Annotated in this window: 13 protein-coding genes; 7 read left to right on the top strand and 6 right to left on the bottom strand. The window is 51.4% G+C overall.

The features are described 5' to 3' along the window. Positions 1-1,243 precede the first annotated feature (1,243 nt). The 3 genes from dapD to map all read right to left on the bottom strand — a co-directional run bounded on the left by dapD (position 1,244) and on the right by map (position 6,935). Complete coding sequence (gene dapD / locus MXE41_RS09340; protein WP_246977642.1) at positions 1,244-2,086, bottom strand: 2,3,4,5-tetrahydropyridine-2,6-dicarboxylate N-succinyltransferase; 843 nt, start codon at positions 2,084-2,086, stop codon at positions 1,244-1,246. Between the two features lie 756 nt (positions 2,087-2,842). Further along, on the bottom strand, positions 2,843-5,524 hold the full coding sequence (glnD, locus tag MXE41_RS09335) for a [protein-PII] uridylyltransferase (protein WP_246977643.1): 2,682 nt from the start codon (positions 5,522-5,524) through the stop codon (positions 2,843-2,845). Positions 5,525-6,140: 616 nt separating this feature from the next. Further along, positions 6,141-6,935, bottom strand: a complete 795-nt coding sequence (gene map, locus MXE41_RS09330; RefSeq protein WP_247100300.1) for a type I methionyl aminopeptidase — start codon at positions 6,933-6,935, stop codon at positions 6,141-6,143. Between the two features lie 439 nt (positions 6,936-7,374). Between map and MXE41_RS09325 the strand changes: the two genes are divergently transcribed. Then, the gene (locus tag MXE41_RS09325) at positions 7,375-8,097 is read left to right on the top strand and encodes a GNAT family N-acetyltransferase (protein ID WP_247100299.1); all 723 of its coding nucleotides are present in this window, start codon (positions 7,375-7,377) and stop codon (positions 8,095-8,097) included. Positions 8,098-8,476: 379 nt separating this feature from the next. Here MXE41_RS09325 and MXE41_RS09320 read toward each other — a convergent pair whose 3' ends face one another. After that, positions 8,477-9,580, bottom strand: coding sequence for a LacI family DNA-binding transcriptional regulator (locus tag MXE41_RS09320; protein WP_246977646.1), 1,104 nt, complete (start codon positions 9,578-9,580; stop codon positions 8,477-8,479). A gap of 941 nt (positions 9,581-10,521) precedes the next feature. Beyond that, positions 10,522-11,889: a GntP family permease gene (locus MXE41_RS09315; RefSeq protein WP_247100298.1), complete on the bottom strand. Its 1,368-nt coding sequence runs from the start codon at positions 11,887-11,889 to the stop codon at positions 10,522-10,524. Between the two features lie 1,237 nt (positions 11,890-13,126). Between MXE41_RS09315 and MXE41_RS09310 the strand changes: the two genes are divergently transcribed. Beyond that, positions 13,127-13,687, top strand: a complete 561-nt coding sequence (locus MXE41_RS09310) for a gluconokinase (RefSeq protein ID WP_247100297.1) — start codon at positions 13,127-13,129, stop codon at positions 13,685-13,687. 291 nt (positions 13,688-13,978) lie between these two features. Continuing rightward, positions 13,979-15,778 (top strand): phosphogluconate dehydratase, encoded by a 1,800-nt coding sequence (gene edd, locus MXE41_RS09305; protein ID WP_247100296.1) that lies wholly within the window; start codon positions 13,979-13,981, stop codon positions 15,776-15,778. A 2,197-nt stretch (positions 15,779-17,975) separates the two neighbouring features. Here edd and MXE41_RS09300 read toward each other — a convergent pair. Next, entirely contained in the window at positions 17,976-18,320 is a 345-nt protein-coding gene (locus tag MXE41_RS09300; RefSeq protein ID WP_246977650.1) for a cyclophilin-like fold protein, read from the bottom strand. 1,361 nt (positions 18,321-19,681) lie between these two features. On the opposite strand from MXE41_RS09300, the gene MXE41_RS09295 reads away from it, so the two are divergent. The 4 genes from MXE41_RS09295 (at position 19,682) to MXE41_RS09280 (ending at position 26,015) form a co-directional block, all read left to right on the top strand. After that, complete coding sequence (locus MXE41_RS09295) at positions 19,682-20,458, top strand: ABC transporter substrate-binding protein (RefSeq protein ID WP_247100295.1); 777 nt, start codon at positions 19,682-19,684, stop codon at positions 20,456-20,458. An 865-nt stretch (positions 20,459-21,323) separates the two neighbouring features. Beyond that, the gene (locus tag MXE41_RS09290) at positions 21,324-22,100 is read left to right on the top strand and encodes a transporter substrate-binding domain-containing protein (protein ID WP_247100294.1); all 777 of its coding nucleotides are present in this window, start codon (positions 21,324-21,326) and stop codon (positions 22,098-22,100) included. Between the two features lie 830 nt (positions 22,101-22,930). After that, complete coding sequence (locus tag MXE41_RS09285; protein WP_246977653.1) at positions 22,931-23,710, top strand: transporter substrate-binding domain-containing protein; 780 nt, start codon at positions 22,931-22,933, stop codon at positions 23,708-23,710. A gap of 673 nt (positions 23,711-24,383) precedes the next feature. Further along, on the top strand, positions 24,384-26,015 hold the full coding sequence (locus MXE41_RS09280) for a HAMP domain-containing methyl-accepting chemotaxis protein (RefSeq protein WP_247100293.1): 1,632 nt from the start codon (positions 24,384-24,386) through the stop codon (positions 26,013-26,015). Positions 26,016-26,394: the final 379 nt, after the last annotated feature.

Raw genomic sequence — 26,394 nt, 5'->3', positions numbered from 1 at the left:
GCTGCCACAGAGCCTGTATGTATATGGCTAAAATGCCATACATATGGGCCTGAGCAGCTTTATGCAGTGCGGCAGGGGCTGCCTTTGATCTGATGGATTTTGTAAAGTAATCTGTGATGATGTCAGTCTGAGTCTTGCCTTGTGCCCCTGCAATGTAATCAGGGACGCCTGTTTTATGACTGCATGCTGATATTTAACAGTATCGCAACTGTATCCTGGGCCGGTACTGTGGTGTCTTAACTGGCAGTGTGAGTAAGCGCATTATTATGCATCTGCAGGCAGAATGGGCCATGAGCTGGACCTGCCTGAAAGGCAGTATGTATGATTAAGGTACCGTGCCTTAATAACCTGTATACCTTCCCACCCCTGTGGGAATCAGGCTTTTATAATTGATACTGATGTCTGGTCCACCTTGCTGCATGGACAGTGGAGAGCATAAGACGGGTAGGGTTTGCAGCACTTAAAGCCACACTGGCTGCCACCTCTGATCTCTGCTGAGACATAATGGACCGCAATTATAATTGAGATTCTTCCTAGATAAGACATACATGTCCGGGAAAATCTGAGTAATTTTATCACATATATGTTCGATAATGGGAGTATTTTGCCTTAAATATCGCATCCTTAGCAAAATCAGTACTGTGCCATAAGCAAAAAAAGGGCGTACCTGAACAGTATTATTTTATGTACAACAGAGCATTTTCAACCTGTCATACCAGTGGCATCAGGCCCCCTTTTTCAGTTTTCAATATCGATATTGATCATTTAATTAGCAGCTGTATGTTTATGCCTGATTTTCATGCTCTGCAAAGTACATTACCGCAGTTACAGTCGGATATGCATCAGTCTCATCAGTCAGTCTCACGAACGAGGGCAATGCAAGGACGCTGCTGCTGAGAACACAGGGCATAGTGTGATGACTGCGCATACGGTGCCGATGGTGCCTACGGGGCAAGGCCCAGAGTTGCTGGCCATGCCAATGGCCCTGGTCCATGGTTCATAGTGCAAGGCCTCAGGCATGGCTCCGGCCCTGGTCTGGCTGGGTACTGTCACTTATTGGACAGATTAAATAGTGCAAGAGTGCTGCGCCCATGAAAAAAGCTCACCTGGTAAGGGTGAGCTTTTTTCATGGGCCCGTTCGGGTAAAGCCCGAAGGGCGGTGGCAGGATGCAGTCATGAGAGCATCATGCTCTCTTACCAGGGCTATGCCGGGCCTGTCTGCCCTGCATTTTGGACCTGCATCTTAGCGCTGCATTTCCTCTTCGGCTTCGCGCAGGAGCTCGTTGAGGCCGATCTTGGAGCGGGTCTTCTCATCAACGCGCTTTACGATCACGGCTGCGTATAAGGAGTACTTGCCGTCCTTGGATGGCAGGTTACCGGATACTACTACAGAGTATGGAGGAACCTTGCCGTACATGATCTCGCCGGTGGCGCGGTCATAAATACGGGTGGACTGACCGATGAATACGCCCATGGAAATAACAGAGCCTTCACCTACGATCACACCCTCTACAACCTCGGAGCGGGCGCCGATGAAGCAGTTGTCTTCAATGATGGTAGGGCCGGCCTGAACTGGCTCAAGTACGCCACCAATGCCGACGCCGCCGGATAAGTGAACGTTCTTGCCAATCTGAGCACAGGAACCTACAGTGGCCCAGGTATCAACCATGGTGCCGGAACCTACGCGGGCGCCGATGTTAACGAAAGATGGCATGAGCACAACATTTGGCTCGAGGAAGGCGCCCTGACGGACTACGGCACCTGGAACGGCACGGGTAGATTCGGCAGCAAAGCGATCGGCAGTGTAGCCGTTGAACTTTAAAGGAACCTTGTCATAGTAAGCGCCGCCTGGAATGGTGGTCAGCTCGTTGTCCTTTAACTTGAAAGAAAGCAGTACAGCCTTCTTGATCCACTGATTGGTGACCCACTCGCCGTCAATCTTCTCAGCTACACGTAAGGAGCCGTCATCCAGGCCGGAAATTACGTCGTTGACAGCGGCGCGTACATTGGCGTCGCAGTTGGCCATGGTGATGCTGGCACGGTTTTCAAAGGCATTATCGATGATGGCTTGAAGCTGCTGGGTCATCTTTTCAATCCTCAGTATTGAGCTTATCAGGTATATGACAGTACAGCTGTCAGGAGAGCCTGAGCGGCTGCAGACATGGCGAGTGCTCTAAGGCAGCTGCGCATATCATCAATGGGCCGGAGCGCTGTCAGCCTCCCCTTGGGCTTTGTCCTGTCTGACTGTCAGCTCTGAGGCCTTAAGCCTGCAGGCTGCAGTTACAGGGTCTGGCGCCTGAATGGCCTGGTGCTGTCATGCAGTTTGCGTAAATATTAGCCCATAGCATTTATCAGTCAATGGCCATGCATATTTGTGGTGCGCTTTTGAGCTTTAAATGGTGAAATTACCTGATTTTTGCACTTAAGTGATGCTTTTGCCTGGATTTGAGTGCCAAAATAGTGCGCTTATTCTGTACTAATTGCTTATATGGTGAGAGTTGCATGCTTTTGGTGCAAAAATATCAGTAGCGTAAGGTAAAGTAAGGGGCTGTGATCGGCCGCAAGTGATGCAAAGGCCGGAACGCGCAGGCAGTGGGGAGGTACGGGCCTGAAGGGCACAAAGGCATAAGGCGCAGGCTGTGGGGGCGAGTCCGGAATGGCTGTGCAGGAGCTAAGGGCTAAGGTGGGAGTGGGAGGGGTCGCTGGCTTAAGTGCAGGCAAGTCCTGCTCCACCTGCAGCTGCAAGGCCGCTGCTGATGGGGATGCCTGGCGCCGCTGGTGCCCAGGCCAGGACCTGGCCATGGTCCGGGGCGGAGCGGGGCTGGGCGCGGCAGTGCCGGGGTTACTGATCCTGGGCGGACTGTTCGCGGTGGGCGTTGAGGGCGTCGGCCAGGGCTTTGGCCAGCTTGTCCTTGGTGCGCTCGTTAAGAGGGCGGCCCTGCTTGTCTGTCACCGAGAAGAAGTCATCGGCACGCTCGCCTGTGGTGGTGATACGGGCACTGCGGACAAAGAGTGAGAAACGGTTGAAGACAATGCCTACACGGGCCAGCAGGCCTGGCTGGTCGAGGGCTGAAATCTCGAGGCTGGTAGTCTCTTTGGTGTGATCTTCCAGATAGTTGATAACAGTAGGGATTTTGAAAATCTTCTTCTTGCTCTTCTCCGGACCTGAATCGATATTATCGAGACTTGGCTCCTCACTTATGCCTTTGATAAGGGCGCTGCGAATTGAGTGCAGGCGGTCGTTATCGATGCAGCTGCCCATCTGGGACTGGAATTTGATAGTGCAGATAGAGTGATTGAGCCTGTTGCGTATGAACTGGGCGGACTGAATGTTCAGACGCTTCTTGGTCATGATGTAGGCAAGGTAGCCAAAGTTAAAGCGCGGATTGTGCTCTCTTATGAAGATCAGCATTTCCGTGCCTGTACCCTCATGCTGGGCAAAGAGAATCAGAGGGTGGGACTCAACCTTGAAAGTCAGAATATTGCGGGTATGCCAGGCAATTTCCTGAGGGGTGTAGTAGATAAAGTACTCAGGCCTGAAGTATGACCAGTAAGAGCGAATGTCCTGCTCATTGAGATCACGCATGTACTTTATGGCCAGCTCCATGTTTTCACCGGCATGCAGCTTGATGTCATGCGGCATCTCAAGGCCATGGCGCAGAGCCTGACGGGTGGAGAAGTACAGCTGCTTGAAGACCATGTCCTTCCAGGAGTTCCACTCGCGGTCATTGGTAGCGCAGATATCAGCAACCGACAGGCAGTAGAGCAGATTGAGGTGCTCTTCATCCTGAACTTTCTTGGAAAATTCGCTGACCACCTGAGGATCATTGATGTCACGGCGCTGGGCTGTAGAGGACATCAGCAGATGGTTATAGACCAGCCAGGAGACCAGGCGGGTCTGGTAAAGGGTATAGCGGTGCAGCTGACAGAAGTACAGAGCCTCACCGGCACCGAGCTGGGCATGGTGTCCGCCCTGACCCTTGGCAATATCGTGCAGCAGGGCAGCAACAATGAGAATCTCAGGATTGCTCAGCTGACTGTAAACATGCTTGAACAGGTTATAGGCAGGCTCACGGGAGTTGCTGAAGATACCGAAGTTCTTGATGACACGAATGGTGTGCTCATCGACGGTATACAGGTGGAACATGTCAAACTGGCTCAGGCCCTCAATCTTTTCCCAGGCCGGCATATAGGCAGAAAGAATACGGTGCTCATGCATGAGCGGGAAGGCAATGGCCGCAGCTCTCGGATCATTGAGAATGGAGCGGAAAATGGCACGGCACTCGGGAATCTCCACCAGGTAATTGGTCATGGAGCGGCGGGTGCGGCGCAGCAGGCGCAGGGAGTTGACATGCAGCCCTACAACTTCAGGATGGCGGGACATGAGCAGGAAGATTTCGAGCATCTTGCTCTTGTCATTTTCAAAGACATCAGGAGTGGTGACATCGATGAGCGGACCACGGCGCACAAAGTCATTGTTGAGAAACTGGGTTTCCTCATCGCCAAGCTGACCGGTAATGCGCAGTACCTCAAGCTGCAGAGCCATGGAGTTGAGTTCACGTATGCGGCGCAGGGTGCGGTAGAGGTCACGCATCATGGTCTCAACCTGGGCATTTGAGCTGCCTTCATAGCCCAGCAGTTCGGCTACGGCCGGCTGACAGTCGAGGTTGAGTCTGTTGTCCTCACGGCGGGTATGGACATGCAGGGCATAGCGTACCTGATAGAGCACATCACGGCTTTCGATGAGCTCCTCATATTCCTCCTGGCTTAAAAAGCCCAGGGAGAGCATGTCTTCGGCTGTTTTGGCCTGGAAGTGGAAATTGGCAATCCACTGCATGACGTGGATATCACGAATGCCGCCAGGATTTTGCTTGAGGTCAGGCTCAAGGGCATAGGAAGTGTCCTTGTAGGCATGATGACGCTCAAGCTCTTCGGCTACCTTGGCGTGGAAAAAGCGCTTGGCATTCCAGGTGCTTTCCGACTTGATAGTGGCCAGCAGTTTGTCATAAACATCCTTGTTGCCGCACAGGAAGCGGGTCTCAAGCAGATTGGTGCAGACAGTAAGGTCTGCGTTGACGTTCTCCAGAGTCTCGGCAATGGTGCGCACTGAAGAGCCAATATCAAGCTTGAGGTCCCAAAGGTAGGAGATAAAGGCCGAGATCTGCTCAGAGGCGGCATCGCTCAGGGTATCTTCTGAGGCGATGAGAATATCGATATCGGATTTTAAGAACAGCTCAGCTCGTCCGTAGCCGCCCACGGCCAGCAGGGTCAGACCCTCAATTTCATCAAGGTGAAATGAGTGGTACAGACAGCACATGAGATCATCCACATAGTGGGTGCGGTAAGCCAGCAACGAGCTGATGGCATAGCCATCACGGAAAAAACCGGCAAGGCGCTCCTCAAGGTCATGAAGATGGTCACGGCCACATTTGACATTGGTGATGTCCTCAGCACACGAGCATGGGAACTCCTTTACCAGGTCAGCGCTTCGCTGTTCGTGCGGCAGACTGATATGGGTATACATGGGACATCTCCTGGACATTTGTGACAAAAAATCCGACTGCACAGGTTCCGCAATCCCCGGGCAACACAGGAGCCATGGTAAGACCGGTTAGCCTTGGGAAAGGAAACTTTCCTGCACATAATTTTACACTGATTGTCAGTCAGTGCGAAAAGCCTGGAATGGCCATGTGCGATAAGCAAGGACAGTCCCTGAGCAATAAGCAAGGACAGGCCATGTGCAATAAGCCTGTGAAGTCCATTTGGGATAAGCCAGGGCAGGCTCTGTGCAATAGCCTCATCACAGGGGGCTCTCAGATGCGGGCAGGGCCGGGACGGCACTGGCCTGGCCGGCGGGGCCGGACCGGGACATGTGATGGCAGGTCTGGTCGCACAGGGTGGCCATGCTTTGTAGAGCAGGAAAAGTACTGTGCTGCAGGGGCATAAGTTCACTGAACTTGTCGGCATCCGTGGCTGCTTTGTCTCTATATGGAGGGCATGCGGTCTGTGGGGTTAATCTGCCATCTGAGCTCAAAACAAAACAGGCTGATTCAGATTTGCTCTGAATCAGCCTGTCAGGCAGCCCAGTCGGCCTGGTGGCTGCAGGGCCCGTGGGATTCTCGGGGACTTATGGCCTTTTATTAGATATTGTGCAGAATGCGTGGCAGCTCCTCTTCTTCCTCAGGACGGAGGGTAAGGATTTCACAGCCGTCAGCGGTTACCAGAATGGTGTGCTCAAACTGGGCAGAGGCGCTCTTGTCTGCAGTGGTAACAGTCCAGCCGTTCTTCTTGTTGACTTTGCACTTCCAGGTGCCCACGTTAATCATTGGCTCAATGGTAAAGGTCATACCGGCAGCCAGAGTCAGGGAGTTGCGGTTGCGGTAGTGCAGCACGGTAGGCTCGTCGTGGAAGACATTGTGAATGCCGTGACCGCAGTAGTCACGCACAATGGAAAAGCCCTCACGATCGGCAATGCGCTGAATGGTTTCACCAATTTCAGTAAGATTGGCACCGGCACGTACTACACGTATGGCAGAGTACAGGGCCTCTTTGGTGGTCTTGACCAGACGGTGATTGATTGGAGTGGTCTTGCCGCCTACGATAAACATCTTGGAGGTATCACCATAGTACTTGTCCTTGATAACAGTGACGTCGACATTGACGATATCGCCATCACGCAGAGTACGGTGGCCTGGAATGCCGTGGCAGACCTCCTCATTTACGGAAATGCATACGCACTTTGGGTAGCCGTGGTAACCAAGGCAGGCTGAAACAGCCTTTTGATGGTTGGTGATATAGTCCATGCAGATATCATCAAGCTCACCTGTAGTTACACCGCTCTTAACATGAGGCTCAAGCATGACCAGAACGTCTGCAGCCAGCTTTCCGGCTACACGCATAAGTTCAATTTCGCTGGGACTTCTTAAGGTGATCATGGGCTGCTCCTCAAACTAAAGTGTCTACAAATCCGGATACGCCCTCAAATGTGGTTTATCAGCAAGGCAAAATAACGCTCCTGTGCTGTTCCCAAATAAAAAGACAGTTAGCATGAGGCAACTGTCCCGGGCAAGTGCTATTTTAAGACAAATACGCTATTGATACCAGTGCGCCGCCCACCACGCCCCATTTCCCGGCACAGCCTGCATGGTAATACCAGGGATCAGGCTGCACAGCAGTGCCCGCAGGGGGCACGCCTGGCTGCTGCGCAGCCACCATACTTGTCTGCAGCTCCATCATGTCTGCAGCTGCCATGAGGGATTTGCCTGCATGAAGGCTGACAGCCATGGCCGGTCTGAACTGTCTGGACTGTCAGGTGCTGTAACTCAGCTCAGAAACACTCATTAAAGCGCCATTACATCAGCTTTGATAACCGCCATGACCAATACCCCCACACTGCAAACCCCACGTCTGATCCTCAGGCGCTTTACCGCCGCTGACCTTGAGGACTTCCTGACCATATACTCAAATGAGCAGGTGTGCCGTTTTCTGCCCATTCACCCTTTACGCTCCCATGGAGAGGCGGGCGATTTTTTCAGGGGTTTTTACTGCAGCAATTACGCACAGCCCCAGGGCTATGATTATGCCCTTTGCCTCAAGAGCGATAACCGGCCCATAGGCTTTATCAATATCGACTTTGAAGATGCCCGTCAGTGGGCACGCAGCATCGCCAGCAACAGCTGCTGCGCGGCAGGCTGCAGCGGTGATGGTTGTGCAGGGGCTGCTGACAGGTCAGTATCTGAACCGGGCAGTGGCATAAATATCAGCTCAGGGATGGGCTGTGAGCTGGGCTATGGGCTGCTGCCGCAGTTCTGGGGGCAGGGGTTGATGACTGAGGCCTGCATGGCAGTGCTTGCCCGGCTCAGGGAGGATGGCTTTTCCTTTGTTTTTTCCAGCCATGATGTCACCAATGAGGCCAGCGGTCAGGTGCTGCAGCGCCTTGGTATGACTTACCAGTATTCCTGGGAAGAGCAGTGGCAGCCCAAAAACATAAAGGTACTGTTCAGACTCTATCTCATCAGCCTGGACCAGTATGCACAGCGCACTTTTCCTCTGTACTGGAAGCGCGCCTCAGTGCGCATGGTCGAGGACCTGGACTGAGCTGGGCGGAGCAGGACGGAGCATAGTAGAGGAGGGCATTGCCGGGCCGGGCCAGGGAGAGGTGGGAGTAGCCAGGACGGGCCTGGGAGAGTTGGGTATAGCCGGGTCGGCCTTGGAGAGGCTGGCTGTGCTGACCTGCTGGCGGTATTGAGGATTAGCTGATGGGCGGATGGCTGAGCCGGGCGGGTTATCGCAGCGGTTATCGGTTTTGGCCGGCACACCGGCCTGCAGTGTCGGGCATGATGGCGTGTAGTAGCGGGGGCTGCCTGGCGCAAAAACAAAAGGGTGCCTGCACTGTTGTGCGGGCACCCTCTGTCAGCCGGGCTTTTGCTTATTTGCCAGGGGGCTGCTGTGGCCGTGTTGTAGCCGTGCTTTGGCCTTAGCACATGGTGACGCGACTGAGGTCAGATGGCGACACCGGGCCGTTAGGGAATTTGGTGGCGTAAAGGGTATCGAACATGCGGGAGATATTGCGGTGTTCAATGTCCTTGAGGGTCTGACCAAGGCTGAGCATAGGATTGAGTTCCAGAATGTGCTCGGAATTGTCGTTCTCATGCAGGCGCTTCATGATGAAGTCTACAGCCATGCGGCCCATCTCGCGGCGGGCGGTGACCACAGAGGTCAGCTTTGGAATAGTGGTAGTGCCGATATTAAGGCCGTTATATCCCAGCACGGACATTTGCTCAGGAATCTTGATGCCCATCTCGGTACAGGCAATCATGGCGCCGATAGCCACGTCATCATTGGTACAGAAAATGGCATCGACATCAGGCACATCAGCAATGACCTTGCGCATCATGTCAGCGCCACGTGAGAAGTTGGAGTGCTCGGCTGAACCAAAGACATATGATGGCAGTCCGGCCTCCTTGCAGGCCATTTCATAACCGTACTGACGGTCCATGTTACGGCGGTCCATACGGGCGCTCAGATAGGCAATATTCTTGCGGCCACTCCTGATAAGACCTTTGACGGCAGCATAGGAAACCTTGACGTGGTCATAGCCTATGTTCATGTCCACAGGCTTTTTGATAAGGCTCATGAGCTCGACCACAGGACGGCGTGCCATCTTCAGACGGCGGGTGGTCATGGCGCTGTGCTCGGCCTCGGTGGTGATAAGGGCATCGACCTGATAGGACAGCAGCTGTACTACCTTGCGCTCTTCATTTTCCTGGTTGTAGGAAGTATGGGTAATGAGCACTTCATAACCATATTCGCTGGCGCGTTCTTCTACACCCTCAATCAGATCGGAAAAAAGCAGGTTGGAAAAGGAGGAAACGGTCAGACCAATGGTCCTGGTGGAGGAATTGGACAGCATAACCGGGGCACGATTGGGAACATAGCCCGACTCATCGACTACGGCCTGAATCTTCAGACCTGTTTCCCTGGCTACAGTGGCGGGATTCTTCAGATAACGGGAGACCGTCATCTTGGTTACACCTACCTTCTGGGCTATGTCTTCAAGGGTAATGCGTTGTCCTTTCATCGGCTCAATTCGCTGAGGCCATCAGACCAGTTACTGCAACCAGAGTATCTGATGCAGTACGTTACTGAAAGATCAGCTCTCCTTCAAAATAAGGTGGTCAAAACAAAAGGCATCAGACTGCCAGGCAGTCCTGTATCCATGAAAGCCGCAGGGCCGTCCGCTCTCCCGAGCTCCAGCAGCACAGCTTCCCATGCCGGTGTCCAGGCAGCAAAGATATTATTACCAGTTAAGGCTCAGATCTTATATCTATATATTTCAATATAGATAGTGCCGGAATTAAGAAGCAATGTTTACTTTGTCCGATCATTTTAAAGGCTGAGGCCTCAAAAAGCTAATGTTTGTCCGATTTCGCCATTTTGGCGCGCCCGCAAAAGCACCCGGAAAGTACTGTTACATGCCGATATGGATAAATATAAAAGCATTACAGATTAAGTCATCACCGTCATCAGCCTTAATAAGTACCCCCATCCTGACCAGCGCGGGCGCCGTTCTCACGCTGCCGCAAAAAGCACCAGGCCACCGCAGCAAGTCATCTCTCAGGCCACCGCAGCAAGTCAGCGCTCAGCCACTGCCAGCCTGTATTACATCTGCGCTGCCCGCCACTGAAGCTTATTGACATGAGGCAGCTGCGGCGCAGGCTGCTACGCAGGCTGCGATTGACTGAAGCTGCAGGCGTTTGCTTTCTGTACAAATGCCAAAGCCCTCCACAGGTGGAGGGCTTTGGCGGCTGCCTGAGCTGCTGCTGAGGGTGGAAATATGTCCAGTGCAGGTCCGCAGACTCACTGCAACTGTGTGGTGCTCGGGGTGAGCACTGCTGTTACTGTCAGCTTATGGACTTTCTGTTGAGGACAGGACCTGAGCATGGGCGGTCAGGCTGCCCTGGGGCAGCGGCCTGACCCCGGCAGGTGGGACGGCTGCCGGGCTGGCTGCAGGGGAGGCTGTCAGGCTATGAGGTAGATGGCGGCGGCAAAGGCAAAGCCAATGGTGCCAATCAGGGTTTCAAGAACAGTCCAGGTCTTGAGGGTGGTCTTCTCATCAAGGCCGTACAGACCTTTGAACAGCCAGAAGCCTGAGTCATTGAAGTGGGACATCACTACTGAGCCTGCTGCTACTGCAATCACAATGGTGCACAGCTCAATCTGGCTGTAACCTGCGCTGGCCAGTACCGGGGCAATCAGGGCTGCGGTAGTGCTCAGGGCAACAGTGGCAGAGCCCTGAGCAACACGCAGACAGGCGGCAATGATAAAGGCGGCACAGATAACAGGTATACCCAGATCTGACAGGGTTGAGGCCAGGGCATCACCAATGCCCGAGCGGCGCAGGATACCGCCAAACATGCCACCGGCACCGGTTACCAGTACTACTGAGCAGACAGGGCCCAGAGCCTTGTCGCAGAAGCTTTCGAGTACCTTCATGCTGAAGTCACGGCCAAATACGGCAAGACACACCATTAGAGTGATAAGCAGGGCTACCGGAGTCTGACCCAGAACGGTAAGGAAGTCGAGGATCTGGCTGTCTGGCAGCACGCCTGATGCTCTGAGAGTAGCAATACCGGTGTTAAGGAAAATCAGCAGTACAGGAGTAAGCAGAATGCCCATTACAGTGGAGAACCCTGGTGGAGTTACCTTGATATCGTCATCTGAGGTATCAGCAAAGAGCTCAGGCACTTTAAACTCCCACTTGCGGCCGGCCCACAGACCAAAGAGATAGGAAGACAGATACCAGGTTGGCAGAGCAATGCACAGGCCGACAATCACCATAAGGCCAATATTGGCTCCCAGTACTGATGCGGCAGCAACAGGACCTGGATGTGGTGGCAGGAAGACGTGCATTACAGAAAAGGCACCGGTAGCCGGCATGGCATAAAGCAGAATGGAGCCACCAAGACGCTTGCCCACGGAAAGGATAACAGGCAGCATAACCATCAGACCGGCATCAAAAAAGATAGGCAAAGCAAAGAGCAGTGAGGCAATACCAAGGGCCAGCGGGGCTTTCTTTTCACCAAGTACTCTGATGAGGGTATCGGCAAGTACCTTGGCACCGCCTGACTTTTCCAGAATCTTGCCAATCATGGCGCCCAGGCCCACCAGCAGTGCCACTGAGGCCAGAGTACCGCCAAAGCCTGAGAGCATGGACGGAACAATTTTGTCCAGAGGAATGCCTGTGGCCATGGCTGTAAGCAGGGAAACCAGAACCAGAGATGCAAAGGCATGCACTCTGAGTTTCATAATCAGAACCAGAAGAATCAATACAGCAGCACCTGCAACACTGAGCAGGTAGCCTGTAGAAGGGGCGAGTGACTGTTCCATAAATATCCTCAATTGGGGCCTTTAGACCCCATGCCGCTTCTTCTCCATATGTGTGACCAGTTTAAGCTGCGTCTGGCCTCAGTTCCGGTATTGCTCAGCTTGCTATCCCGACGGGGACAGTGACGCTGATGGGGACCAGAGGAACTGAGGGGCGCAGCGCGACTCAATACAATCAGCTGACCTGAGCTGACCAGATCTTGCCATACGGGCTCACGTGAGCCCCTGTGCGGGCGCAGGCCCCTGCTCAGGTCAGCAGCTATGCTGACGCAAGGAGCGGGGAGCAAGAGAGCTGATGTGCTGATCTGGGCAGCTTAGCCCAGTGCAATCATCTGGGCTGAGCCTGGCTTAGCCTGTTCCTGCTGAACTGGCAGGGAGAATAATGCTCTGTCCGGGCACGCAGGCAGGAAGGCCGGCCTTTGTGCATTACCAGTGCTGTATCAGAAACTTGATGGTTAAAGGCTGATGTTACCAGCTGTTACTGCCGTAAAGGTAACAGGCAGCAACATCGTTCAACAGCCACATTATTAACAAAAGCCAGAGCAAATAATATCGCCATGCTTTTACATGCTTCTGATAAAGTAAAATGTTACCGTTAACATGTTATGGTTAACATGATACCGGTAACATAGGTAATTTCAATATGGTCAGATCAGGATATTGTGAATTTGGTGATCTGCATCTCAGAACTGATACTTGATATTAATGTGCTATTTATGGGGTTTATCAGGCAGGGATAAGTGAAAGGAATAAAGTGTTTGCGCGGCCTGGCTGGGATTCGTCTGGGGCCGTGAAATTTCTCTAAAAATGACAAAAATGACAAAACAACAGCAAAATGTTACCGATAACTATTAAAAACCATGGCGCTTTTCTATATAATAGTTATCGGTAACATTGAGCAGGCTTGTTGCAGGTATGGATAATCAGACAGCAAAAGTCCTTATTTGACCAGATACCTCAGCTAAGTAAAGCTCAGTCACACCAGATAAGGTGCAGTAAGTTATGAGTCTGTAACTGTCCTCTCATGAGACAGGCAGGACAAAGTGGTCTGTATGCACAGCAGCCGCTGCTGAAGCGGCTCAGTCATCAGGGAAGGCAGTCAGCCTCAGGCTGGTCTGCCAGCAGATCGGGCCTGTGTGGCCGCAGGGTTCAGTGGCCTGTGGTGGTCATGCCACGAGGTCGTGGTGGTTAAATGGACTGCATCAGTAATGGTTCTAGTACAAAGGAACAGGAGCTCGCGATGAGTAAAGCTGTAAAGTGTGTAGTTATGGGCGTGTGTGGCGCCGGAAAGACTTCCGTGGCCCAGGCCATTGCCGAGCGTTATTCTGCCACTTTCATTGATGGAGACGACCTGCATCCACGTGCCAATATCATCAAGATGGCCGCCGGACATCCCTTAAATGACAATGACCGTGCTCCATGGCTTGAGCGCATTGGTGATGTCTTTTTCTCTCTGAAGCGCCGTCATATTTCAGGTGTGGTGGTGTGTTCAGCTCTCAGGAAGATGTACCGTGATCAGATCCGCAAGGACAATGACGGTCTGGTGTTTATCCACCTGCGCGGCTCCATGGAGACCATTATTGAGCGCATGGCAGCACGTCATGGCCATTACATGAAGAAGGACATGGTACAGAGTCAGTTTGACACCCTTGAAATCCCGGGAGCTGACGAGCCTGATGTTATTGAGATTTCCATTGAGCAGCCTCTTGATGCTGTTATTGCTGACACCTTAAAGGCCCTTGAGGAGGTTACTGAGCGCCAGCAGGCAGCCGATGGCGAGGCTCTCAAGTGCTCCAGCTGATAAGCGCAGCGCATGCCGCGCCTGATACTGTATCAGGCACGTCCTGTACAGCACTGCAGCCTGCAGATGCAGCCCGTAGCTGTAGCTGCAGCCCGTAGCTGTAGGTGCAGTGCCCTCTGGCCTGACAGCAGGCATATTGTCAGTGCATTTGTTTTGAACAGGGAACAGGCCTGGTGCCAGGCTTTGACATTGAGCTGTTATTAACACAAGCAGTATTTAATCCCGGACATAAGGTGTGTGCCGGCTGTGATGGTCCGGAATGAGCCGGGGATATTTTTTGAGAGGTTCAGTATGTTAAACAGTGTTGTAGCCAGGGTGACCCGTAATCTGGAAGAGCGTTCAGTAAAGGGACGTGAAGCATATCTCAAGATGATTGCTGATCAGGAAAAGTCAGGCCGTGCCCGCTCTTTCCTTACCTGTTCCAATCTTGCTCATGCCGCAGCCGGTACCGATCTTCAGGACAAGAAAGATGTGGTCAATGCCAGCAAGGCCAACATTGGCATTGTCTCAGCCTACAACGACATGCTCTCAGCCCACTGCCCTTACCGCCTTTATCCTGAGGCTATCAAGCAGTCAGTACGTAAGGCCGGTGCCACTGCTCAGGTAGCAGGCTGTGTTCCTGCCATGTGTGACGGTGTTACCCAGGGCCAGGCCGGTATGGACATGTCACTGTTCTCCCGTGATGTTATTGCCCAGAGTGTTGCCATTTCCCTGAGCCACAACTGTTTTGATGGTGCTCTGCTGCTTGGTATCTGTGACAAGGTAGCTCCGGGCATGATTATGGGCGCTGCCGCCTTTGGTCATCTGCCGGTCGCTTTTGTTCCTGCAGGTCCTATGGGCACAGGTATATCCAATGACAAAAAGACCGAGATCCGTCAGCAGTATGCTGCAGGCAAGCTCGACAGGACTGCACTTCAGGATATGGAGTGCTGCTCCTACCACAGTCAGGGCACCTGTACTTTTTACGGTACAGCCAATACCAATCAGCTGGTATTTGAGGCCATGGGTCTTATGCTGCCTGGCTCTGCCTTTATTCCGCCAGATACTCAGCTGCGTCAGGCTCTGACCGACCATATTTCCCGTGCCATTGTTGATCGTACTGTTACCGGCACCAGCCCAATGCCTTTATATAGGGTAGTAACAGCCAAAAACATCATCAACTCCCTGTGTGCTCTTCTGGCATCAGGAGGATCAACCAACCACACTCTGCATCTGGTAGCTGTGGCCCGTGCTTTTGGCTACACCCTCACCTGGCAGGACATCTCCGATCTGTCCGAGGCTGTGCCTTTACTGGTAAATGTCTATCCAAATGCCAAAGCCGATATTAATGCTTTCCAGATGGCAGGTGGTGTACCTGTTCTCATGAAGTCCCTGTCCCGCCGTAACCTGGTCCATGAGGATATTAATACTGTTACTGGCGACTTTGCCTCACAGCTGACATCCCCAGTCATAAAGGATGATGAGCTGGTCTTTGTTGACTGCGGTGAGACTCATGATGAGAGCGTACTCAAGTCCAGTGCCGATGAGTCTTTCCAGCAAAGCGGCGGTCTGCGTGTGCTCAACGGCAACCTGGGACGCTCGGTAATCAAGATTTCAGCTGTTGCTCCAGAGCACCGTCATGTAAAGGCACCTGCTGCTGTATTTAATGACCAGTACGAGGTCAAAAAGGCCTATGAAGAGGGCCGTCTGAACCGTGATGCCGTGATTGTGGTGCGCTATGCCGGTCCAGCTGCTTCAGGCATGCCTGAGCTGCATATGCTGATGCCAGTGCTGGGCAATCTGCAAAAAGCCGGTTACCACGTGGCTCTGCTTACCGACGGTCGTCTGTCAGGCGCATCGGGCAAGATTCCATCAGCTCTGCATGTAAGCCCTGAGGCTCTGCGTGGTGGTCCGCTGTCCTTGCTGCGTGATGGTGACATGATTGATTTTGATGCTGAAAATGGCACAGTAAACTGCCTTGAGGATCTCAGCGGACGTACCGCTGTTCATCCGGATACCGAGGCCGCTGAGCAGACCTTTGGACGCTACCTGTTCAAAAACTGCAGAAACTCCGTAGGGTCAGCCGAGGAAGGCGCCAGCTTCCTGTTCTAAGTAACATCACAGCAGCAAAAGATCCTTTTGGCCGGAAAGGACCTGCATTACCCTGGTATGCAGGTGTGTCACACGGGCCCGGTTTCCGGTCCGATAACCGGCAGCGCTGCCAGATCGGCACACCTCAGTGATTTGGCACCCTTAATTAATATCAAAACTTCTGTCCTGACCATGATGGTGGCTGTGCAAAGCAGATAAACCACCTGGCCACATGGTCTGGTCATCCTAAGACACCGCTTGCTTTCGGGCAGCGGTGTTTTTTATCCCTCAATCCGCACGTACCCCATCATTTGGGGGCATTACAGGGCAGCCAGTTGCTCTGGTCCTGCCTGCTGCTCTGGTCCCGCCTGTTGGCCATGAAGCGCAGTGATCTCATGATTGAAGCTGATTAGCTGAAATGTCTGGTAAGGAGAGCCATGTGGCAGTAAGGATCAGTGAGATTTATCACTGCATGGTGGAGAGTCAGAACAAAAGTGGACAATGGTACTGTCATATATGGCGTAAATATGGGCTTGTGGTGTGTATATGCGCACTTATATTTGATTATGCGTTATTGTGTGTATTTGCTGATTTTGAGAGCCTGGCTTGTCTGCGCTTTGCTGTGTAAAAATGTGCACGCGCACTGTAAATGATACATTTGTGCATTTACTGCACAAAAGGCACGGTTGTCAACACGCCGGAAGTGTCATGGGCCTGAATCTGGTGCAGAAAAGTACGGATATTGCCTGTTATGTAACAGTATCCATGGACTGAAAAGCCTATTTACATGCTGTTTATACTTTATTTACACATCATGTATCGAGACTGTCAAATTAAAGTTTGATTTAGATCACCAAACTGAAAAAACGTGCTTTTGTGCCCCAAAAATTTGCGTGCATTCGGGTATGCTGGCAACACTGGATGCAAGATAAGTGATTAAAAATTGTCTTACGTAACAGTCTTAAGAAGACATAGACGGATTTATGAAAGTTATCTGTTAAAGGCATAGCAGTGAACTTCATAAGTTCACTTCTTTTCCAATGGCTTAAGACGGGTCTAATACTGTTCAGTAATTGAAATGCTCCATCGCAGGGGAGCTCCAACAAGTTCCTGTAGAAAGATTCCTGCACTTTTTAGCATGCTTAAGACCGTATCGACATCAGCGGCGGCAATGCTGCTGACTCCTGCATCTCCCCTATGTCCGCCATGAACGGCAGGCAACGACGGCAGGCAGCGGCAGCAGGATGACCTGGCCAGATAAGGTATATGGCCCCAGGTGCTTACATAACATAAGATGCAGCGCAGCAGCTGTCTCAGAAAACATTACACAGTCCCGAAGGAAGAGTCGATAAGACAGGGACAATAAGGACAGGCCCGCAGGGCGGTGCACGGTGCGGTTGTGAACTGCATTGTGATAGCCGGAACTTATGTTCCGGTCGCAATCTCAGGAAACATTGATGTTGAAGTGTCCGACATTGACACGGAGACTCACAGAGTTTTTAGACAAGGTAATGCTGAAGGCCTCGTGGCTGCAGCAATATGTATTGCAGGGACTGGTCAGACACAGCTTTTGCTGTGTCTTTGCCCTGACCTATGGTCACAGGCTTACCATTCCCTGCTTTGAGACAAGGTTGAAGCAGGAGTGCTGACCGTAAGGAGGGCACTGCCTGCTTTTTCATTTTCAGCGCCATAAAATCAGTGCATTCCGGACGGCCCCCATTCATGGCACGACCAGCCACTCATTTCACGGACAGCCTTTGGACTGCTATACCGCCAGAGAGCAGACGATAAGCGTCAGGGGCAGGTATTGGCTGTCTTGCAGTACCGGTACAGGAAGGATAAGGCATGAGCCGCTCACTGATGGTTGCGGGTATGGGGGATGAGTGCCTGCCGGGACGTGCTGCCATCTGGCCTGGGTGATGATACAGCCAGGACGTACTGACTGATGGCAGGATGTGATGTGCAATTCGGGACGTGCTGACTGCTGGCAGGATGTGATGTGCAAGCCGGGACGTGCTGTTGGCTGGCCTGGGTGATGTGCAATTCGGGACGTGCTGTTGGCTGGCCTGGGTGATGTGCAATTCGGGACGTGCTGAACCAGCGCGTAGGTGCTGTCAGCTGGCAGGGGGTGATAAGCCTGCAGGGGCGCGCTGTTGGCTGGCATGGTGTGATGAGACAGCCCTGGCTGGACGGGCGGCCGGGCTGTCAGGCGGAGAGCTTATTCCTGGAAGGTGACCGTGACATTGCCACGGCCGAGAAGATATTCGAGTTTTTCAGGATTATCGACCTTGCCAAGGCGGGTATAGCGCTCTGTAGTCTGGCACTCCTTGTAGAAAAGGACCAGACAGCTGTTTTTGTAGATGAGCAGCTCTCCGGCATTTACTGTGCCTGGAGAGTACAGGTCGACGGGCAGGCTGGCAGGCAGATAGTGGTATTTCTGGTTTCCGCCCATTTCGTTCATGAGAAAGGTGCGAGGGAGAAGATCCAGAAAAGCATCAGCAGTGGCATTGCTCTCAAGCTCTGCAGTAAATACCTGATTGGCTATTTTGATCTTGATGCCCATTTGTATCTTCTCCTTTTGAGTGTCTGTCAGATATCAGGCCCGCCCCCCTCACATGCAACGGAGCAGGCCACTGTAGAGCATCCACCTGCATTTTCAATACCTGAATTGCCCGGGCGTATTACTTTAAAAAGATTAAGCCCTCACAGGAGGCTTAAATTGAGGGCCCGCGCTGATATCTGAACTTATGTGAGCTGGATATATTTCCATCCAGGAACGCTGACACATCAGGCTCTGACTGTAACGTTATGCCGGTTTCTGATGCGCGGGCGCCGGTACTGGTCAGGAGCGTCTAAACGAGGAATGATATGAGCGTCTAAACGCGGAATGAGCGGATAAGCGATGAAAGTGAAGAGCTGGGGCTGGCTGGAGGGCTGGTTAATTCAGGGGGCGCAGCAGTAGGTCAGGCATGGTTTTTTTGTGCAGGGGTTGTGGACTTTTCGTTGGGGATGGTAAGTGGTCTTGTTCAGTGGTTTACACCGATATATGAACAGGTTAACAACTGAATTTAGGATGGCGACTTGTTTATGGCGCTGGTACTTTTGGGTGGGGTTGCAATTAAATATTCTGTGTATCTAGCAAAGATGATAATGCCGGACATTATGGTAGAAATGCCATTTCTCGCAAACTTTACACAACTTTTTAAAGTTTTGTTATTTTGTCACGGATAACGCAATGACATTTCGGTACTTTTGAAAGAACCCAGTATTTACAGGGAACAGTCAGAACGCATTTAAAAAAATCATATATTTACGTATGAGGCTGCCTGCACGATTTTGAGCCGTGAATGCACACACAAGTTAAGAAATTTGTGTACACTGTCGATATCAAAAACGACAAGAATTATTAACTTCGCCCTGGAATGCTGTCAGTCTTGCGTATTTTGACAAGTAAATTAAACGGTATAGTTTAATTCTAAATTCCAGTAGCGGAGGCAGACTGGATAAATAGTCTGGTGAAAAACAGAAAGGAGTCTGTCTTCTTGTCAGCTTACGATTGACTTCAAACATCAGTTGCAGTCACTGCCGGTTCATGTGCATCTTAGTATGGTCCATGCATGGCTACCGTACTGCAGTTATCTGTATGTCAGGCTTTTGTGGCCGTCCCATGGGTATGTGCAAAGGATCATGTGACACAGAGGCTCATATGCATGGGCTCATGTGGCGCAGGGCATATTGCATGGGCTCATGTGGCGCAGGGCATATTGCAGGGCTCATGTGACATACAGGGGCATATGTCAAAAAGGAGTGTGGAATACAAGGCCATACTGACCGCACGGTCAGTTGTCATGGCTTTGTCCACTTCAGATTTCAATGTCGAGAGGGAGCTCGCTGTTGAATCTGGAACAGATCAGGGGAGTAATTATGAGGTTTTCCAAGAATATCATTGCCGCTGCACTGGCAGCTGCCATTGGTATGGCAGGACTGTCCCAGGCTCATGCAGCCGGCGAGCTGGAGCATGTAACTCTGTCAGTTTATGTAAATCCTGCCGGTGCTCCACAGGCTTTTCTTAAGGACAATCTCCTCCACCCTATGGGCATTGAAATCGATATCCTTTTTGAGCTGCAACGCCGCCTGATGTTCAATCTCAAGGAAAACCGCGTCTATCCTCTGCCACGTACAGATGCCTTTGCCCGTCTGCGTGACGGCACTGCAGATCTGGTTATTGGCGGCATCTCCTATACCGAAGCCCGTGCTGAAAAGTACGACTTCACACCTGTTTTCTGGCACTCCAGCCTTGGCATTCTTTACAGCAAAGACGGTGGTCGCGCTATCAGGAATGAAAACGATATCAAAGGCCGTCGAATAGGAGTGGAAAAGGACTCAGCAGCTGAGAATTATGCAGCCAAATACGGTGCTACCCCGGTGTACTTTACCAACCTGACTATGGCTATTTACCAGCTCAGTGCCGGTCAGCTTGATGGTCTTATTTATGATCGCCCTCCTATCGCTGATTTTGCCAGCAGTGTGCCCAGCATGAATATGGCCGTTACTGACAGCAAGTTCGGCGAAGAGGTCTGTATGTTTGCTTTTGCTCTGGCCAAGCACTCCCCTTATACCAAGTACATTTCCGATACTCTCAAGGAAATGCAGGAAGACGGTACCATTGACGGCATTCTGGCTGAGTGGGGAGCCGAATAGCAACTCCTTCATTATGGGCAGGCCTGGTCCTGCCTTGACTGTCAGAATTAAATAAATATCAGACTTAGCAGATCTCTCTGATTTATCGGATTTATCTGGTTTTTTCAGATATCCGCCTGCCTTTATGACTCATTGTCGTCCCGGCTCAGCCCGGCAAGCCCCAGCCTTGCCTCGGCGTGCCTGCCAGGCCCATGCACTTGCCAGGCGGGGCTGGCAGGGGCTTGTTTGCAGCGTCATTGAGGCAGCACGTCCCTCCTGGGCACTGGTAATGCATGGGATGGATGGATGGATGAAGATTTACACGACAACAGGTGTTCGCAATGAAAACGTTTTCATTGGTGATGCTGTGATGTCGACATTAAGAGTTAATCAGTAGCGGCTGCAGTAGCGCCTGTGCAGCATGATTAACTCTTAAGCACGAAACAATGGCTGGAGGACAACTGCCTTGTCCTTGTCATGACGGTCAAGGACAGTCCTGCAGGTCAAAGCCCACAGGGGCGAGCTTTGCAGTACCGGGCCTGCCCGTTTTATCTGCCTCCTTGATCATCCTGTACTGTATAAACTTTCCTTAACTAATTACGCTGCCGGTCAATGGCAGCAGTATTGATGCCTTAACTGGTTCCATGATCTATGCCATGGCACCAGCATAACAGTATTTTCGTAAGAGATTTTGTAGTTGTCCCTGATTTGGGGATTGGCGGCAGATAACAGATAGATTGCTGGATATTTTCAGCAGTTGCCGCAACAGTTTTTCGTGGCTCTTTATTTTGCGGAGCTTGTAGTCGGACAGATTTTCCTGGTTATCAAGACAGGCTGCCCGGCTTTTGACTAAAACCTCAATATTGGCGAGAATTGGTTTTTGTCTATGTATATAGTGAAAAAACTTGGTGCAGTGCTGATTGCAGCTGCACTGGGAAGCTGTGTTTTTAATCAGGCTGCAGCTGAAAATGAACTTAAGGGCCAGACACTGACAGCTCTGGTAGTGCCGAGCGGCGCCCCTATGGGCTATCTGTCTGAGGATCTTCTGCATACTTCTGGTGTCGACATCGATATCATCAGGGAGCTGCAGAGACGTCTTGGTTTTAAGCTTACCGAGGACCGTGTCATTCCTCAGAACTTTTCTGAGGGCATGAAGCGTGTACTTGATGGCCGAGCTGATATTATCAGCGGCGGTATTTCCCTGACTCCGGCCCGTGCCGAGCAGTATGGTTATACCCCTGTATACCTGGCCTCCTCGCTTACCGTCCTTTACAGCAAAACCCATAATCCGGACATAAAAACCATCCATGACATCAAGGGCAAGACCATAGGTGTTCAGGAGGGATCTCCATCCGAGGTTTACGCCGAAAAGCTGGGGGCCAGACCTGTCTATTTCTACAGCAATGTTCTGGCTAACTTCATGGTTGCCACGGGAAAGTACGACGGCATGATTTTCGATCGTCCACCAACTGCTGATTTTGCCCGTGTCATGAAGACTCTAAATCTTGATGTTACCGACGAGCCTTTTGGCCAGGAAACCTGCAGATTTGCCCTTCTAATGCCAAAGAACAAGTCTTACAACAAGCTCATTCATGACACTGTTCAGGAAATGATTGACGACGGTACTATCGCCGCCATCCTCAAAAAGTGGCATGTTGAGTGATTTGGCCTGACGCACCGTTGCCCGAGTCTGGCTACATATGGCATGGCTCAGGCAGCAGGCCACAGTTGCAAGCTGTACGGCTGCGCAGGGCTGCTGACGCTTAGTTCCTGCATGCAATGCATGGCTGCAGGGCCTTGTGTTCGCATCATGCAGGCAGGAGCACGAGCCCGCTGGCGGGCTGGCGGAACTGTGATGGTCGAGTGGGTAAGTGGCGTGCTTGTTCTTTTTGTTTATACGCGTCATGGGTCGGTACCCTGGTCTGACCTGGTTATTCCCAGCTGATCCTGGCTGTTGTTATCAGGGCTGTGCTCTTTGTGCTCCGTGGGACCTGGTGCTTCCCTGTGCTTTCAAAGATACGATCGCAAAATGATGCGTTGATTTCGTGCGAACACGGCACAGCACCTGAAATTGTTCATTAAAAGCATGTTTTAAGGGATGTTCAATTGCGTGCTGGTGCACGAAATTGTGTGCGTTCCTGGACAGGTTGCTGTTTTTTATCAGTTTTGCGTGCTCTTTTTGTACTATGTATTCACCGAAATTTGCCATAAATAAGTGCAGAAAAGGTACAATACAGCGCTTTATCAGTGTCAACAGATTCAGTAGCTATGTCCAAGATTTGTGATGCATCACAGATCACGGCTGTGAACTGAGCAAAATGCCGGACTTTTTCATATGCTTATAGATGGTCCTGGCAGCATGTATCCTTACCGGGCATATCATGTTGAGGTCGCTGCATCTGCAAAACCGTGCAATACAGCAGGCCGTTCAGAGACAGGCTTTTATAAATTGTGCAGCATGTTCTGCATTTCAGAAAATCTGGTCGTGAAAGTATGTATTTAGCTAAAAAGTTAGGTGCTATTGCCGCAGCTCTTACCCTTGGACTGAGCATGAGTTCCGGCGCACTGGCAGCCGGTGAGCTCAAGGGGAAAACCCTTACTGCTTTTGTAAATCCGTCAGGTCCTCCAATGGCTTTCCTGACTAATGATCTTTTTCATCCTCAGGGCATTGATGTGGACATCATCCTTGAGCTGCAGAAGCGTCTGGGGTTTGAGCTGACAGAAGACAGAATTTATCCTATTGCCCACGTTGAGGGTATGAGACGTATCAAGGAAAAGAAGGCTGATATTCTGGGCGGTGGTATTTCCTACACTGTAGCACGTACTAAGAACTACGATTTTTCACCTATTTATTTCGAGTCATCTCTGGCTCTTATGTACAGCACCAAAGTCAATCCTGGTCTGAAGACACTTGCAGACCTCAAAGGCAAGAATGTTGGAGTGCAGAGGAACTCCACTGCAGAGTCTTTTGCTTCAGCCAGTGGAGCCAGGATTCATTATTTTGAGAGCAATATTCTGGCTTCATTCTTTGTAGCCATGGGCCGCTATGACGCCATTATTTATGACCGGCCACCTCTTGCTGATTTTGCAACTGTGATGGATGAGCTGAACCTCGATCTGACTGATGACGTATTTGGTCAGGATGCCTGTCAGTATGCTCTGATGCTGCAGAAGGACTCGCCATACCGCGCTCTGATTGCAAAAACCATGGAGGAAATGTTCATGGACGGTACCATCGACAAGATCAAGAGCAGGTGGGTTACCCGTCATTAAGTCCTTATGTCCCTCGTGCGGTTGTCATACTGTAAACCGCATGCAAGTACTGCGTTCTTACTAAGAGCGGCCAGTACTGATATGAGATTTTAAATAACAGCCGGACTCCTGTGGCATTTATGTCAGGGTCTTGGCCGTGTGTGTGATGGAGTCACTTACAGACCGGGATTGAAGCTCTTGTCCGGAAGAATTTAAAACACCGTGTATTTGTTTTATTGGAGTACACTGGTGCATTATTTTTGTTTCCGGATAATTTTTTCATCCGGCACGGCTGTTGCTAATGACTAGTGCGGAAGGCGCCCTGAGTCAAAACGGCAAAGGTTTTCACAGAATGCTGAAACGCGGTATCTCGCATGCTCAGCTGACTGTATTTTCAGGGAGTAGTCCCTTTTTTAAATCAATGTTGATGCGCTTTTGAAGTTATGTGCTTACCGGTGCAGAGCTGAAAACACTGCCATCAGACATTTAGTGACTTTATAAAACTGATTTCTGAGCTTTAACAGCTGGTGTTACAGATAACAGGGTTGCCCGGGCAGCCTTTCTGGACTGACATGGCCCGGAGCTGTAATCCTCCTGGTCACAAATGCTTCCGGCACTGCTGCTGGTATTGGTATTTGAGGACGGGGCTTGGGAATTACATCCAGGTTTTCCTGGAATCAGGGGAGTAGATATCATGTCGCTGCTAAACAATGCCAAGATGAAGACCAAGCTCTTACTGGGCTTCGGTATCATCCTGTTACTGACCATCTGTATTTCCGTAACCGCAGTACGGGCTCTGTTCCAGAGTACTGCCGTAGCTGACGATGTTCGCAAGATCATTGACACCCGTTTCGAGCGCGTGCTGACTGTGAACAACAATATCGTTGCAGCCAATAACAGCCTGTCCAACTACCTCACTCCTGGTAATGTAAATCCGGAGAACAGAGAGAAGTTTGAGAGACTGATGAAGGTTGCTCTTGACGATGTCGCCTCATTAGAGAGTGACAGTGCTTTCTACGGCAACCACTTAAATCGCCTGAACGAGCTGGGCAAGCAGTTCAATGAGCTCTACACCATGGTAGTTATACCTCTGGTAGATGCTGGCAAGCCGTATGATGCTCTGTCTTTCTACCTCTCCGAGATGCAGCCTGTCTCCAGCGACATGTCCAACCTGACCAGCTCCATGAGCCGTGCAGTAGTAAGCTATGTTAAGAAGGCTGTAGGCGCACTGCAGGACACTACCCCAGCCTACATCGTAGTAGCTCTTTCCGTTGGTATTATCATTCTGGGCGTTGTCGCCGCTTTCTACGTTGCCGGCGTAATCACTTCCCACCTGAGCACCTCAGTTAACATTGCCAAGGAAATTGCCAAGAATAATCTCAACGTTTCCATCAAGAACGTCAGCAAGGATGAGTTCGGTGAGCTCTCCGATGCCATGCGTTTGATGAGAAATGACCTGAGTGATTCCATTGCCATGATCAGAAGACTGGCCGATGAGCTCAACGGCGAGCTTGATGCTACCAAGAACTCAGCCAACTCCATCATGGGCTCATCACGTGAGGCCGAGCAGCAGGTTATCTCCGTTGCCGCCGCTGCCAATGAGATGGTTTCCACCACTCAGGAAATTGCTGCAAACTGTGAGCGTGCTGCTGTACTGGCTGACCAGTCAAGCAGCGTAACTCAGGACAGCGTAAATCTGATCCGTTCCACTATTGAAGATATTCGCGATCAGTCTCGCTACACCACTGAAGATGCCAAGAAGGTTCAGGCCCTGGCTGACCAGACTCAGAAGATTGGTTCCATCGTTGGTACCATTGATGAGATTGCTGCTCAGACCAACCTGCTGGCTCTTAACGCTGCCATTGAGGCTGCCCGTGCTGGTGAGGCCGGTCGTGGCTTTGCTGTGGTAGCTGACGAAGTTCGTGCTCTGGCATCCCGTACCTCTGCCTCAACTCAGGAAATCTCCTCAATGGTAAGCCAGGTTCAGAAGGATGCTTCTGATGCCACCAGCTCCATGAACAGCTCTGTAGAGAAGATCAATGCCGTGGCAGACCGTGCAGCCAATATCGAGAGCACTCTGAACAGCATTATCGACTTCGTAGGTCAGGTAAACGATCAGATTCGTATGATCGCTACCGCTGCCGAAGAGCAGACCACTGCTACCTCTGAGATTTCAGCCAACATGCAGAAGATCACCACCGACTCTGAGGAGATCGTACGTTCTGCTGAAGAGGCCGTGGCACGCTGCGACAACTCTGTTAACTCCATTTCCGATCTGGTCAACAATCTGTCCCGCTTCAGGCTGCGTGACGGCAGTATGGACTAGTTCGCTCTGATACTTCATTACTTGCCCGTAACTCAGGAGCAGGTTTGATCCAGGAGAGCACTCTCCTGGATATGGCCGGGCCGTAGCCCGACCAGACCGGCATCAGAGCCGCTGCAGGAAAATAGCGCAATATGCGCATTCTGCTCCCCTGCAGTTAACTTAATTCCTTGCAGCTAAACTCATCCTTCCGGAACTGTTCGCTGTCAACGGGCAAAAGAAAAAGCATCCCCGGCTTTGCGCCGAGGATGCTTTTTGTGTGCTCGGCATGAGCATTATCTTGAGGGTTAAAGTCCCTTACGCACCCGCTAGTGGGAAGCGTTAGCTGAAAGCAAGGTACAGTGTGGTGACACCTGTGCTGAAAGAAGCTGGTTGTGAGCTA

Origin of the sequence: Anaerobiospirillum sp. NML120449 (genome assembly GCF_023051105.1) — a bacterium.
Classification (GTDB): domain Bacteria; phylum Pseudomonadota; class Gammaproteobacteria; order Enterobacterales; family Succinivibrionaceae; genus Anaerobiospirillum.
This window is presented reverse-complemented; position numbering and strand designations above follow the sequence as displayed.

Excerpts from the sequence above, each read along its gene's own strand:
- MXE41_RS09325 (WP_247100299.1), top strand. The coding sequence starts at position 7,375 with ATGACCAATACCCCCACACTGCAAACCCCACGTCTGATCCTCAGGCGC.
- MXE41_RS09285 (WP_246977653.1), top strand. The coding sequence starts at position 22,931 with ATGTATTTAGCTAAAAAGTTAGGTGCTATTGCCGCAGCTCTTACCCTT.
- MXE41_RS09295 (WP_247100295.1), top strand. The coding sequence starts at position 19,682 with ATGAGGTTTTCCAAGAATATCATTGCCGCTGCACTGGCAGCTGCCATT.
- MXE41_RS09320 (WP_246977646.1), bottom strand. The coding sequence starts at position 9,580 with ATGAAAGGACAACGCATTACCCTTGAAGACATAGCCCAGAAGGTAGGT.
- edd (WP_247100296.1), top strand. The coding sequence starts at position 13,979 with ATGTTAAACAGTGTTGTAGCCAGGGTGACCCGTAATCTGGAAGAGCGT.
- MXE41_RS09290 (WP_247100294.1), top strand. The coding sequence starts at position 21,324 with ATGTATATAGTGAAAAAACTTGGTGCAGTGCTGATTGCAGCTGCACTG.
- map (WP_247100300.1), bottom strand. The coding sequence starts at position 6,935 with ATGATCACCTTAAGAAGTCCCAGCGAAATTGAACTTATGCGTGTAGCC.
- MXE41_RS09300 (WP_246977650.1), bottom strand. The coding sequence starts at position 18,320 with ATGGGCATCAAGATCAAAATAGCCAATCAGGTATTTACTGCAGAGCTT.
- MXE41_RS09315 (WP_247100298.1), bottom strand. The coding sequence starts at position 11,889 with ATGGAACAGTCACTCGCCCCTTCTACAGGCTACCTGCTCAGTGTTGCA.
- MXE41_RS09310 (WP_247100297.1), top strand. The coding sequence starts at position 13,127 with ATGAGTAAAGCTGTAAAGTGTGTAGTTATGGGCGTGTGTGGCGCCGGA.
- dapD (WP_246977642.1), bottom strand. The coding sequence starts at position 2,086 with ATGACCCAGCAGCTTCAAGCCATCATCGATAATGCCTTTGAAAACCGT.
- MXE41_RS09280 (WP_247100293.1), top strand. The coding sequence starts at position 24,384 with ATGTCGCTGCTAAACAATGCCAAGATGAAGACCAAGCTCTTACTGGGC.
- glnD (WP_246977643.1), bottom strand. The coding sequence starts at position 5,524 with ATGTATACCCATATCAGTCTGCCGCACGAACAGCGAAGCGCTGACCTG.